11 protein-coding genes and 1 other annotated feature (1 of these 12 only partly in view) are annotated in these 14,003 nt (G+C 38.0%); of the genes, 8 read left to right on the top strand and 3 right to left on the bottom strand.

Going from position 1 to position 14,003, the window contains the following annotated elements; genetic code table 11:
• Window positions 1-17: 17 nt before the first annotated feature.
• Entirely contained in the window at window positions 18-731 is a 714-nt protein-coding gene (locus B4U37_RS16475) for a hypothetical protein (protein WP_088019080.1), read from the top strand.
• Window positions 732-1,412: 681 nt separating this feature from the next.
• Complete coding sequence (locus tag B4U37_RS16465) at window positions 1,413-5,585, top strand: S8 family serine peptidase (RefSeq protein WP_088019076.1); 4,173 nt, start codon at window positions 1,413-1,415, stop codon at window positions 5,583-5,585.
• Between the two features lie 290 nt (window positions 5,586-5,875).
• Here the strand turns inward: B4U37_RS16465 and B4U37_RS16460 are convergent, their stop codons facing one another.
• On the bottom strand, window positions 5,876-7,105 hold the full coding sequence (locus B4U37_RS16460) for a helix-turn-helix domain-containing protein (protein ID WP_088019075.1): 1,230 nt from the start codon (window positions 7,103-7,105) through the stop codon (window positions 5,876-5,878).
• 216 nt (window positions 7,106-7,321) lie between these two features.
• On the opposite strand from B4U37_RS16460, the gene B4U37_RS16455 reads away from it, so the two are divergent.
• Together B4U37_RS16455 and B4U37_RS16450 are read left to right on the top strand one after the other, a co-directional pair.
• Window positions 7,322-8,584 carry a helix-turn-helix domain-containing protein gene (locus tag B4U37_RS16455; RefSeq protein WP_088019073.1) on the top strand — a complete coding sequence of 421 codons (1,263 nt, stop codon included), beginning with the start codon at window positions 7,322-7,324 and terminating at the stop codon, window positions 8,582-8,584.
• 522 nt (window positions 8,585-9,106) lie between these two features.
• Complete coding sequence (locus tag B4U37_RS16450; protein WP_244951524.1) at window positions 9,107-9,319, top strand: DUF6440 family protein; 213 nt, start codon at window positions 9,107-9,109, stop codon at window positions 9,317-9,319.
• 70 nt (window positions 9,320-9,389) lie between these two features.
• On the opposite strand, the gene B4U37_RS16445 is transcribed toward B4U37_RS16450, so the two are convergent.
• A complete protein-coding gene (locus B4U37_RS16445; RefSeq protein WP_088019070.1) occupies window positions 9,390-9,788 on the bottom strand; it encodes a sigma-w pathway protein ysdB in 399 nt (132 codons plus the stop codon).
• Window positions 9,789-9,901: 113 nt separating this feature from the next.
• On the opposite strand from B4U37_RS16445, the gene B4U37_RS16440 reads away from it, so the two are divergent.
• The 3 genes from B4U37_RS16440 (at window position 9,902) to B4U37_RS16430 (ending at window position 12,777) form a co-directional block, all read left to right on the top strand.
• Complete coding sequence (locus B4U37_RS16440) at window positions 9,902-10,393, top strand: dUTP diphosphatase (RefSeq protein ID WP_088019068.1); 492 nt, start codon at window positions 9,902-9,904, stop codon at window positions 10,391-10,393.
• Between the two features lie 72 nt (window positions 10,394-10,465).
• Window positions 10,466-11,551, top strand: a complete 1,086-nt coding sequence (locus B4U37_RS16435) for a M42 family metallopeptidase (RefSeq protein ID WP_088019066.1) — start codon at window positions 10,466-10,468, stop codon at window positions 11,549-11,551.
• Between the two features lie 266 nt (window positions 11,552-11,817).
• Complete coding sequence (locus B4U37_RS16430; RefSeq protein ID WP_157663814.1) at window positions 11,818-12,777, top strand: nuclease-related domain-containing protein; 960 nt, start codon at window positions 11,818-11,820, stop codon at window positions 12,775-12,777.
• Between the two features lie 40 nt (window positions 12,778-12,817).
• Here the strand turns inward: B4U37_RS16430 and sspI are convergent, their stop codons facing one another.
• Window positions 12,818-13,024, bottom strand: coding sequence for a small acid-soluble spore protein SspI (sspI, locus tag B4U37_RS16425; RefSeq protein ID WP_010195705.1), 207 nt, complete (start codon window positions 13,022-13,024; stop codon window positions 12,818-12,820).
• A gap of 118 nt (window positions 13,025-13,142) precedes the next feature.
• Here sspI and B4U37_RS16420 point away from each other — a divergent pair, with 118 nt between their 5' ends.
• The gene (locus tag B4U37_RS16420; protein ID WP_088019063.1) at window positions 13,143-13,901 is read left to right on the top strand and encodes a TrmH family RNA methyltransferase; all 759 of its coding nucleotides are present in this window, start codon (window positions 13,143-13,145) and stop codon (window positions 13,899-13,901) included.
• 51 nt (window positions 13,902-13,952) lie between these two features.
• Window positions 13,953-14,003: a binding site (T-box leader), on the top strand; it runs 195 nt beyond the window's last position.

The following is a 14,003-nucleotide window of genomic DNA, read 5'->3' as shown; positions in this document are numbered from 1 at the left end:
GAATAAGGGGGATTAACATGTTTAAATTGAAAAATGCGTTTTTAGGTAGTGCGTTGGTAGGAACGATGGTGGTGTCAGCAAGTTTCGGTACATATTCTTGGTTTACATCTGAGACAAATGCTACTGGACAAATAACAAACGGTTTACTAGAAATTAATAACGGGCAAGACATGGAGACCATGATAGTGGACCAAACAGGCTTTGCCCCATCCCAATTAGTTTATGGTGAATGGTTAACAATCGAAAACACTGGGGATATGGATGTATATTTAAAAGCAACGTATAACCAGTCTGTAGATGCAGATGTTTCTCTTGATGCTTATAAAATTGGATATATTGCCTATAAGTTCTCTGAAGGAGAAGAAATGACGGATGACATCTTGGAAGAATCAAGAATCTACTTGGATCAACTCTTCAATGGTCCAACAAACGAAGCCAAGACTTTATCTAAAATGATTACTCCTGGAGTTGAAATGGTAGTTGGATTTGTAGAAGAAGAGGAAATTCAACCAGCAGCAAAAAGCAGTAACGGAAAAGCGAAGATGGTATTAGGCGAGGGGTCAAAAGAAGGGGAGAAGCATGAGTTCTGGCAATTAAACGATAATCAATATATCGACCTTTCCTTTGCAATTAAATTGGATCATACAGCAGGGAACGAATACCAAGGCGTCACCTACTCTTCCAATTTAAATATTCAAGCAAAACAAATGGTTGATGATGCTAAATATTGAAAATAGAAGATGTTACAAGTATTAAATACCAACCTTCGAGATAATCCTTTTCTCTACTAAACAATCAAAGATAAACACCAGTGTTAAGAGTCAAGAATATCCTCAGTGTTCGATATTCTTGGCTTTCTTTTTGTCATTATATACTACATGCATTGAAATTGTTTTAAAAAGGGAGAATTATGATGGTCAACCAGGACAGACTGATAAATTCATTTAGTGAGATTAATTTTACAAAGTATAAAATGCCGATCATAGTTATATTTTCTAGTCCGATAGACTATCAGGACATGTATATAGCAAGGGTATTCGATGTCAATAAACCTACTAACTATATCTTGACGAGAACAAATCTAGAAGCTATTAGAAAGGAAATACCTAAGGGATTTTCTCTAATAAAAAATTCGCCCGGTGATGACGCAACAATTGTTGAAACTTGGATTTGATTATTAGGCTCTGTTAAGCGCCGCTCTTGATTTCCGCAACAGGCTGAACTTATCAAAGGGCTACCTTGAGCTTCCCCGGGCTTTGCCCTGCGAGATCTCAAGATTGCCGGTACCTCTGTAAGAAGTAAACAGCTAGAATCCTACTCAATATTAACAATCAGAGCCAATTATTATGAGTCTACTAAATTTCTTTTTCACCATGCTTTAGATTTAGAATAATTTTTCTAGGAGGAACGGTATGAGCATTGGAAAAATAAAACATTTAATTACAGGAACTTTAGTTGCTAGTTTGTTATTTTCCACGGGGACTTCATATAAAGCTATTGCTGAAGATAATATTCAGAATGATAAAAATGGTGTGGAGCAGATGTTAGTTAATTTAACTGAGCATCAAAGGAAAGCGCTGAAAGAACTTGAGATTACACCAGGGTTTGTCGTTTCACCTGATATTAACAAAGAGAATTCAGAATTAGTCAACGTAATTGTAGAATTTAATTCTGACCCAGCAGAGGTGGAAGTGGCAAAGAATGCTGCAAAAGGAAAAAGAATGACTCTTTCTTCAGCAAAAAGTAAAGTGAAAAAAGATCACGATACGTTTCAAAAAGAATGGAAAACTATCAAAAGCTTAAATAGACCAAATGAAGAAAAGATGAAAGACTCCAAGATTACGAGAGAATACCATGAGGCATTCAATGGGGTAGCGATGACATTACCGGGAACGGCGGTGCAAGAGTTACTTAGTACAGGAGTTGTCAAACGTATTTGGAAAGATGCTGAAGTGAAGCTTGACCTACCAGAAGAAGCAAGTGAAATGAAATCATCAACTTCCTCAAAGGTAGATGATAGCCTTGTACAAATCGGTGCGGACAAACTTCATCAAGAGAATATTTCCGGATCGGGAGTAAAAGTGGGGGTGATTGATACAGGAATTGACTATAATCACCCAGATTTAAAAGATTCTTATAAAGGCGGATATGATTTTGTTGATAATGATTCAGATCCAATGGAGGCAACGTATCAAGATTGGAAGGATTCCGGAAGGCCTGAATTTGAAGGTGGTTCCAGTTACTATACATTACATGGAACACACGTAGCTGGATCTATCGCAGCACAAAAGAAAAACAGCTCGGCATCTGCAGTAAAGGGAGTAGCCCCTGATGTCGATTTATATATGTATCGTGTGTTGGGTTCTTATGGGAGAGGATCGCTTGCTGCAATCATTGCAGGTATTGACAGGGCGGTTCGAGAAGAGATGGATGTTATCAACTTATCATTAGGATCAAGTATTAATGATCCGCTAAATCCGGCATCTATAGCGGTTAATAATGCGATGCTCTCAGGCGTTGTGACTGTCGTTGCGTCTGGAAACGCAGGACCTGGTGAAAAAACTCTAGGATCTCCTGGAGCAGCAGCATTAGGAATTACGGTAGGGGCAAGTGATGTTTCGGTAACCATTCCAACGATTACCGCAAGTGCAGGGGAAGCCAGCATCACCGACATGAAGTTATTGGCGCAAAACTTTACAGATAACTTAAAAGATCTCGAAAATAAAACCTTGCCTACTGTCGATGTTGGAATAGGAACTAAAACCGACTTTGACAATAAAGATGTCGCAGGTAAGGTAGCAATCATTCAACGAGGCGACATTACATTTGATGAAAAAATTCAAAATGCTAGAGCTGCAGGTGCTAAAGCTGTAATTATTTATAATCATGTTGATGGGGAGATAGAAGCTTATCTTGGGGAGGGGATGAATTATATTCCTACTTTCGGGATTACAAAAGCTGACGGGGAACAGATGCTTCCTCAATCAGAAATTAAATTTGAATCACTAGGTAGTGTCAAGACAGAAGGAGACCGCTTAGCTGAATTTAGTTCAAGAGGCCCTGCTAACGGGAATGATGACATTAAACCAGATGTCGTCGGACCGGGAGTGGCAATATTCTCTACTATCCCTGAGTTTATTAATGATCCACAGGACGGAGGAAAATACGATACCGCATATGCTCGTCTCCAAGGGACATCCATGGCTGCTCCTCATGTAGCTGGGACGGCAGCGCTTATCTTGCAAGCCAATCCTGAATATACACCTTTTGATGTGAAAGCGGCGTTAATGAATACGGCGGATGAAATGAATGGCGAATACTCCGTCAATGAAATCGGCTCAGGGCGAATTAATGCGTACGAGGCGGTTCATACGGAAACCCTAATAAAAGTTATGGACAAAACGATGCATGAACAAGATGGGAATTTCATCGAAATTGATGAAGAAACGGGTTCAATTGCTTTCGGCAGTCACTTTAAAGAGGGAGATGGGCCTATTGAAGACAGCAGGAAAATAGTTATACGGAACTTCAATGAAAAAGATGTAAAGGAATTTAACACAAATGTTGAATTCTTACCAGCTAAGGGAGAAATTCAGGATGCCGACAAAAATGGTGTAGAAGTAATAATACCAAATACAGTTTCTATTGAACCAGGAAAATATGTAGAGGTTGAGCCGACTATACGCGTTTCACAAGATGCGGAATTCGGGCGGTATGAAGGATATGTTACCCTTATTAATTCGGAACATGAAGAAGAAAATTACCGAATACCTTTTTCCATCCGTGTGACAGAAAAAGGATTTGAGAAAATGGTATTGACAAGACCGATGATTGCGAATGATTCGAAGGCACATCCGTATTATACGCCATATACCAATGCAATCGTAAAATTATCAACTCCATTAGAGACGATTGATGTATTGGTGAAAGATGGAAAATCAGGGGAAGCAATTGGATTTATCGCAACCATTGATGCAAGCCAATTATTGACAGGTATTGATTATTGGGCAGATGCTATTTTTAAAGGAAAAGTGTACCCATTCACCAATGATCCTTCGCAGCCAATTTCTGATAAAGAGGTGAAACTGCCGGAAGGTGACTATACGTTCGAAATGATTGGGTATGATGAGCAAGGTATACCCCGGAGTAAAGGCGCAATGGTGATGATTGATAATACTCCTCCGGAGGTAGAGGTATCCATGGATCCTGGTATTTATGAAGTGGATGATTCGATGTACACGATAGAAGAAGGATATGAAGGCCCTGCAGTATGGATTCACGGAAACGTATATGATTCGACAGTCGATGCTCTCAAACAAAAAGGAATGGCTATCGATCAATCTGTGAATGGTGCACTTTGGTGGGAGTATAACTACTATAATCGTCATTTCCTTGCGGTGGATAGCGAAGGGAACTTTAGATTTCCGGCAACGAAGGAAAGAATTGACCAAATGTCTTATTTAGACTCCAATTTATTTGTATTTGATAATGCAACAGCTTCAGTAGGATATCCGCAAGGCATAAATCGTTACCTGTTCATAAAAGAAGGAACGGAATACGCGGTTCCAAGTTATGATAAAGAAAAGGTGCGTCTTGGGGACGGAATTACGATGACATTGAATTTGAACAATGTTAAGCAACTGGCCTCTGGAGAATTCACTGTACCTTTCTATAATAAACACTTTGAATTTCTGAATGTCAAAGTCAATGAGGCCTTTGAAAAGTACACAGAGGAAAAGGGAGTTAACTTTATATTAGATGAACCAACATTAAATGCTAGCACTGTCAAAGTAGGAGCTTCGATTGAGGAAAATGATTTAGCTATCGATCAGAACTTACCGTTTTTGGATGTCACATTCAAAGTCATAAACGATGAAAACTACACTTACCAAGATGGATTATCATTATCTTTTGATACTATTGCCTTTAAATACAAGAAAACATCAGATTCTAACCCTACTACGATTCGAGTATATAAAGACAAGTCATTTATAATTCTGGCAAAATACTCCATCGTAAATGGGAACATGAAACCAGAAGCATTCATGAGAGAAAATGGTCAATGGGATAATACATTTGACTACTCTAAGCTTGGAGCAAAGGTCTATGCGAAAAATAACAATGGAAAAACCTTTGAAGCCTCGATTATTCATAGTAATGCTTACTATACAATAGATAAACTACCAACTACAGAACAAGAGTATGACATTTATGTGCAAGTACCTGGTCACCTTACGAGTAAAACGACTCAGACTGTAGGGACGTATATTGATGGTGAGTTAGTAGGGACACGACATATAGCCCAAATAGAAACAGGCTATGCGGGTGACGTAAATGGTGACAAGATGATTGATATTAACGATGCGATTATTGCTGTTTTCTCCTATGGAAAAGAGAATGTAGGTGTGAACAAGGGAGATATCAACCAAGATGGTAAAGTAGATGAGAAAGACCTCCGATACATCGAGAAGAATTTCTTTAAAGTAGGCCCAGATGTTAAAGGGGATAAGAAACCTAAAGAAAAATCAGGTAAGGTAACATTGGAAAAATTATTCCGATCAATAGGGCTGGAATTAAGAAACTAAATAAACAGCAAAAATGCCAGGGAGAACTCCCTGGCATTTATCGAGATAACTTAAAACTGAAACCCTATTGTTATTGATGGTTTCTAGCTGATGATTGGAGCAAATGGCGTAGACTCTTGCGGGGGAGTAGCGACAATTTTGAGACCCTACAGGGCGCAGCCTGAGGAGGCTCAAGGTCGCCCCACGGAAAGCGAAGCCATTTGCGGAAATCAACAGCGGTGCCGAATAAAATCTAAAATAAAGTACTTTTTCAGTGGCGGCCATTTTTTAGCGAGCATACTCTACATTTTTTAACCATTATTAATTAATAAATCCGCAAATTTTAGAGCATCATCGATTTGGCGGGTTTTTAAATGATAGTTAAAAAGTTCCTTTTCATACCGCTGTACTATAGATACATAACCACATTTTTTATAGTAAGTTAAGGCTTTAGTACTTAAGTAATGATAGTATTCCGCAATTTGGTTGTTGATCCGAAGGAGAAGAAGCTGTAGATTTATTGTATGTAGACCCTGGTTAATCTCTCTTGCAATCACTAGCCCTTCGTTTCCAAGCTTTTCTAATTTATCCTTTGATAGGATACTTCCTTCGAAGCAACACCGTATGAAAGCTTCCAAAGAAATTAAGTACTCAGCTGATTTTTTTTCTTTTAGCAACATAGATTTATGAAACAACCGACTAGATGCTTTATAATCTTTTCTACAATAATGTTCCTCTGCTAAGTTATGAAGAACCTTTGCCTTTTTATCATGGGCATGGCAAAGGTCACAGGTTTGGATTAAAGCTTCATACTGCTCGACTATTTTTTGAAAATCACATTGTCCCTCACCTTCCCTAGTTATTAGCATAATCATTTCTGCATCTATACTTCTTAAGTAATTATTGGTTTTGATGAAAAATTGCAAAGATAATTCTGCATAGTAATAAGCCATTATCTTTGAATTCACTGCAAGATAAGCGGTTGATAAAGTTAGATAATACTCTGGATTATTATAATCATCACTGTTAATCGATCGTAAAATATTGACTGCCTTTATCATATCTTTATTAGCTAGGTAATACATCCCTAATATGTGCTTTAGTAGGTTACTTTCATATGGGGGCAACTTTCTATGAGCTTTTTGTATATTTTTTGTGATTATGTCTGCTTCTATTAAATTATTACGTAGTAGGTGATATCTTGCTCTAAGTAAATCATAAAGGATTTGATGTTCACTGATTTGGATTAGTTCTTCATTATCTAGTTCTTCTTTTATTATTTCAATAGCTTCGAACCGTTGCATGATGATTGCATCATGCCAGCGAGCGAGAATTTTCTTTAAGTTATGAAAACGGCTTAGCTCCTCTTCGATATTTATTCCAAGTCGTTTAGATAGTAGGAATGTAACCTCTGGGGAATATTCTGTCATCCCACGTTCGATCTTACTTACATGAGTGTCAGAACAAATGCCATCCCCAAGTTGCTGTTGTGTTAATTTAGCTTTCTTGCGAAAATATTTGATTATTCTTCCTTCATGCATGATGTTTTCTCCCCTACCAAAGTTAGTTTCTAAGTATATTCAAAAATATATAAAAGAATGGTTTTTTGAAGCATGTAAATTTGCTTCGTGCACCTTTAATAACCTTATTCTTTTCATTATAATTAAATTTGATAGGATATTATTTTTGAAAAATTCTATCAAATTTTTATAATGAAATATGTTAATCTCATCATAAGAATAGGGTGAATATGAATTATGAACGTTGTACTTTTTCAAGAGATACAAAAATATATGCAGTGGAAAGACTGGAATAAAACGGAGCTTTCGAAAAATTCCGGAATTCATATAAGCGAGATAAGTCGTATACTAAATCATAGACAGCCACTTTCTTTGCAAAATTTAGATGCCATTACAAGTGCTTTCGGACTAGCAGAAGGTACACTCTATTCACACTATATAGAAGAATGCTTGAACGAAGGAAGCCGTATCGATAAGCGCCGAAGTACTCAGTTCTTATATAAGTGCGCAGCCAAAGGGTATATAAAGCATTGTAATGATTTATTAAGTTTTATGTTAGAAGAAAATTCGAAAACAATTAGAAAGAAAAACTTACTATACATCTTTTCAGTGGCGGAAATGCTTTTTCATGAAGGTAAAGAAAAGCAAGCACTACCTCTTTATGAGGTAATTATTGATAATGAGTTGGATCGCTTCTCTGAAAAAATATCGGTTAGCTATTTTCGGAAGTTTTATATCGTAAGAATGACAGACGAGGGCCAGCATGCACTAACTCATTTACTAGATCAACTAGCAAATATGCCAATTGAAAATAGGAAGGAAGCATTCATGTGGATCATGGCAGATTACTATCGGCGCGAAGATTGGAGCCAGGTACTGAATTATGCTGAAAAATTAGAGAAATTGGCATCTGAAGGCGAGTACTATGGGCGGGCTCTAATGTATAAGAGCTTTGCTTTGACTAGATTAGGGGCCTCGCTTGAAGAAGTGCTAGATCTTATAAAGCAGTATGCCCATATAAACATTTTTTTTGCGGATACATCAGTTGGTAATAGATATGTTGCACTATTGGACTTTGGCCACTCAGAATATGTTGATGAATATCTCTCCTGGCTTGAGGGAAGAGAAGATTTGTATGTGGGCTTGCCTAGATTATTAGAGACGTATGTTCGATTAAATCGGATAGATGATGCTAAAGGGTTAATAAAAAAATATAAACATATTATTAATGATATGGCTGTAAGTAAGGAACCATGGTTAAAAGAAAAAATGTATTTAGATTTTCGCTATGCTTATGCTTTGTTTCAATGTAAATGCAGTCAATTTGAAGAGGGTATGATAGTTCTTTTAGAGGTGGCGGAATTATCTAATAGAATAGGAAATATGGAGAGATTTAAAAAATGTCTGTTAGCGTTTTGGCAGTATAGAATCTATGCTACTTCGGAGCATGAAGAGAAATATATCAAATTATTGAGAACAGAGAACAGACATAAAAAGTAGAGTGATTTTAGGATCAAGACATATGTTAGTTATTCCACGAAAGGGCGCGATTCTAGAAAAAAAGATCAGCGCTCATTCTTTATTTTATGCCAGAAGAAGAGTAATTTTATCTTGCGTATTAGACTATTAAAGTGCAGCAAGAATCTTCACTTATATGCTATATTGTGAAAGAATATCTTTTAGCACACTAGGAGTTAAGTGAATCGTTCTGTATGTATGTATCCAGATTCAACATTGGTTGTTTAAGGTGCCGAAGAGGGAGAGGTAATATCCTGAACAAACTTTGCAAACAGCATATATTCCGAAACTGGATATCAGTGGAACCTAACTGATATTAGTGTTCTCTCTGGTTGGTTCATCATTGCTTTAGTTATCTTTATTTACTCATACAAGAAAAATGGGTTAGATAGTTAACTACTGGAAAACAATAAAATTTACTGTATAGATTTGAGTGAACATTCAGTATTATTTTTCAATGGGAAATTAGATTAAGTATTTTAAAGTATTTATAAGGAGTGGTAAATGATGTTCAATAAAAAAGATAAAACAGATGATAAACGTTTTGATGAGAAGTTGGTACAAACTTCTCAACAGGGTAGCCTAATATCTATATGGGTTGATCGTCAAACAGGTGTTAATTATTTATACACATGGAGTGCGCAAGGATGCGCACTCACCCCTTTATTAGACGAGAATGGTAAAGTAATAGTGACGCAGATAGGAGAAGCTAATTAATAATTGTAGTTATACAGCAATCCTTCATTAATAAGGATTGCCTTTTAAGGTTAAAAGAGGTTAACGCTACTTAGCGTAAACCTCTTTCACCTTTTAAAAACTCTTTAATAGGACTTTTCCAATCAATCAAAGCATCCGGGTATTGTTTTCGTACTTCTTTTTGAATAAATTCAAAGTCATGCTTTTTCAATCCTTGCAACTTTTCGGGATTCTTCGGCCAGATAAAAATGGAAATGACCTCAAAAGCCCTGTCTGTCGTCCCCAAATATTTTTCCCCTTCAAACATGACCCCTTTATAGGTCAGGAGAAAATTCTTCCGTACATTACTTCTTTGATCAAGAAGGTAAAAATTCTTCTGTTCATGCGCAATCTCAAGCTTCCTTTTTGGATTCAGGAGATACTTAAAAATGGAATAAATAATAAAAGCAAAAAGTGCAAGTAAAGCAAGACGAATGAGAATCATAAACATATTTGCTACTCCTTCGCAAAAATACAGTTTGTATTATAAAATACCTTATATACGGGTGTAGGTATCATAAAGTTTCATTTTTTATAAAATTTTTTAAAAAGAAGGCGATATTTTTGAATTTACGACGTTTATATGACATGCAAAGAGAGCTTGATGCAAAAATTGAATCACAACATGGACTGAGAAAAGAGGATTTGGTTGATGAAAAAATATTAGCTTTGCTTGTAGAGTTAGGGGAATTGGCGAATGAAACTCGCTGCTTTAAGTTTTGGAGTGTAAAGCCCCCTGCTGAACGCGGAGTAATACTTGAAGAGTATGTGGACGGGGTGCATTTTATTTTATCCCTTGGATTGACCTTTGGGTATGACGGCACGGAAACTTCTAGAGGACTTGCGGAAGAAGCAGCCACGCTAACTGAGCAATTCAATAGAGTCTATCAGCTGGTCTCTACTTTTAAAGAAGATTTGTCTGAAGAGAATTACTATCTATTACTGGATTCCTACATTCAAATGGGTCAAATGCTAGGTTTTGAATGGGCGGAAGTAGAGCAGGCATACTTAGAAAAAAATCAGGTGAATCACGAAAGACAACAGCAAGGTTACTAATCCTTTTTACATTAGTAAGAGTTTTCTGTATAATAATTGTTGGATTGATATTTATTAAGGGGGTCGAAATACATGACAAAGCTAGATGAAACATTAACAATGTTAAAAGATCTAACAGATGCCAAGGGTATTCCCGGCAACGAAAAAGAACCACGCGACGTAATGAAAAAATACATAACGCCATTTGCTGATGAAGTATTCACAGACGGACTTGGAAGCTTAATTGCTAAAAAAGTCGGGAAAGCGGACGGACCAAAAGTAATGGTTGCAGGTCACTTAGACGAAGTAGGCTTCATGATTACACATATTGATGACCGCGGATTCCTTCGCTTCCAAACGGTGGGCGGCTGGTGGTCCCAAGTAATGTTGGCACAACGAGTAACAATTGTAACTTCTAAGGGGGACGTTACAGGTGTGATCGGTTCTAAACCACCACACATCCTACCTCCAGAAGCACGCAAAAAGCCGGTAGACATCAAAGACATGTTCATCGACATCGGTGCATCCAGCCGTGAAGAAGCACAAGAATGGGGAGTTCGCCCTGGTGACCAGGTTGTTCCTTACTTCGAATTCACTGTCATGAACAACGAAAAAATGCTTCTTGCAAAAGCTTGGGATAACCGTATCGGCTGTGCCATCGCGATTGACGTGTTAAAGCAATTAAAAGGCGCAGACCATCCAAACGTGGTGTACGGAGTAGGTACAGTTCAAGAGGAAGTTGGCCTTCGTGGTGCGAAAACTTCCGCTAACCTGATCCAACCTGACATCGGATTTGGCGTGGATGTAGGGATCGCAGGAGATACTCCAGGCGTAACGGAAAAAGAAGCACTAAGCAAAATGGGGAAAGGTCCACAAATCATCCTTTATGATGCATCCATGATCTCCCACAAAGGTTTACGCGATTTCGTTACAGGTGTAGCCGACGAAATGGAAATTCCATATCAGTTTGACTCTGTTGCAGGAGGCGGAACAGATTCCGGTGCCATCCACCTGACAGCTCAAGGTGTACCGGCACTATCCATCACCATCGCAACGCGCTACATCCACTCTCACGCAGCAATGTTGCACCGTGATGACTATGAGAACGCGGTGAAATTGATTGCGGAAGTTATTAAGAAGTTAGATGCTGATACTGTCAGCAGATTGACGTTTGATTGATAGGTTTTTGGAAGGCTCGCCTCGGCGGGCCTTTCGTTTTTAGATAGGAAGTAAGGGGTTATTGGTGTCTTTTTTGGTAGAAATTAGGTAAAAATTCTTTTTGGAACGAACTCAGTGTGTTTTGGCACGAACTCGAGCAATTTCGGCACGAACTTGGTCCATTTCCGCACGAACTCACTATAAAACGGCACCAACTCTGGTAATTTTCTGCACACCATTGTTATAACATGGTAATATTAACTCAATTAAACTATTTGGAGGGAAAAATGATAATAAAACCATTAGAAAAACCGTTAACAATCAAAAAGCTAGAAGCATTGTTAATAAGAATTGATAAAAATCACCCTAAAAGACCTCAAATTGAGCAAGATCTTGCAAAAAGAATGGCAGGCTACAAAGGTGAGCAGTCCATGGAGTATCATTTATCGTTTTTGGATGAGCGTAAATACTATATCTTGCATGCATTAAGACTCCAATCATCTAGCAACTACTGCTTCCAAATGGATGTCCTTCTCTTAACCTCAAAATACTTCCTCATCATTGAAATAAAAAACATCATCGGCCAAGTCACTTTTGAAAATCATTTTGCTCAATTTATCCGGACATTAAATGGCATAGAAGAAGGATTCTATAATCCACTAGATCAAGTAAAAAAACAGAAATTAAGATTAGATTCTTTTATAGAAAGTCAAAAGATGAAGCGACCCCCAATAAAATCCCTTGTTTGTTTTACCAATCCCCAGACAATTATAAGGTCAGATTCCCGAGTGAAAGCTTCCCAATCCGTCATGCATGCACACAATCTTTTTTCAAAACTGGAAGAGCTGAATCAACAATTCGATTCGTCCATGTTTACTGAAAAAGAATTGCTAAAGATTTCGCGAAAATTATTAAAGCAGCATTGCGAGGAGGTTGTTAACATCCTTAAACGATATGATATAGACCGTAACGAAATAATAAACGGAGTTCAATGCCCAGGTTGTTCAAATATTCCAATGAACAGGCAAAGTGGTTCATGGTTTTGTGCCAAATGCAATTTGAAATCTAAAGATGCCCATATAGCAACCTTGGAAGATTACCGCTTGCTTTTCGGTCCAAACATCACGCATCTAGAATTAAAAGAATTTCTAGGGTTAGCAACGAATTCAACCACTTCCAAAATGATCTACTCTCTAGGACTAACACACTGCGGATCAAGGTATAGGAGAACCTACAAGCTCAAATAAAAAACAGCCCCCTCAAAAAGGAGCTGCCTTTGATCCAATACTATTTCAATCCATCCTCTAAAGTTGAGAGCATTTCAGCTTTGTCCTGCTCAGAAGAATTCTCCCAAATTACTTCAAACAACACGCCTAAACCTGGAAGCATTTTTTCTTCGCCTTTATTGATGGCATCTAAGATTGTCTCTCTAAGCTGGTCTTGAGAATTTCCTTCCACATTCTGACGGATCGCATGACGTAAATTTAAATTCATCCTTATCACCTCGTAGGAAAAATAGTATCAACACATAGCATGTCCAATAGATGGTTTAATTATGTGGGCAAAATGCGTATAATAGCAGTATTGAGTAGCGGAAAAGGAGAAACAAGCATTGAAACATATAGAATCGGTCAAGAACAATAAAGTGAAACAGTGGAAAAAACTGCAGAAAAAGAAAGAACGTGAACAGTCCGGAACATTTATCATTGAAGGCTTTCACTTGGTGGAAGAGGCTCTGAAAGTGGACAACCTTGTAGAAGAAGTCATTATTTCTGAAGACCGTTCCATACCGAGCGAATGGGATCTCAACCATGTGGAACTTATTTACGCTGTTCCGAATGTATTAAAAGAAATCAGTGAAACGGAAACGCCTCAAGGAGTCGCAGCAATATGCCGCATTCCGGAACAAAACGAACGAAAAATACAACCTAACCAAAAAATTCTTCTACTAGATAATGTTCAAGATCCGGGAAATGTGGGCACCATGATTAGAACAGCGGACGCTGCTGGAATGGACATGGTTATTTTAGGAGAAGGATGCGCTGATTTATACAGCTCAAAAGTGATTCGGTCCACACAAGGGTCGATTTTTCACTTACCGATTGCAAGAGGCGATCTTAAAAGCTATATCAAGGAGTGTAAGGAACTACAAACGCCTGTTTACGGAACCTCCCTGCAAAACGGTGTCCCGTACCAGGAAGTCCAACCTTCTGAGTCTTTCGCCCTCATTCTTGGCAATGAAGGGAAAGGAATGGCCCAGGAACATTTAGAGATGACAGATCAGAACCTGTACATCCCGATTCATGGTCAGAGCGAGTCCTTGAATGTCGGGGTTGCAGCGGGAATTTTAATGTATTTTTTACGCGGATAGAGTTGCATCCGTCACTTGTTTTCAATATAATATAACAATAGTTACATACTGAACAAAGCAATGAGAGAGGCAAGTAGCTCGTTTCAGACCTTATCAGGGAAA

The sequence above is a fragment of the Sutcliffiella horikoshii genome, assembly GCF_002157855.1.
Lineage (GTDB): Bacteria > Bacillota > Bacilli > Bacillales > Bacillaceae_I > Sutcliffiella_A > Sutcliffiella_A horikoshii_C.
This window is presented reverse-complemented; position numbering and strand designations above follow the sequence as displayed.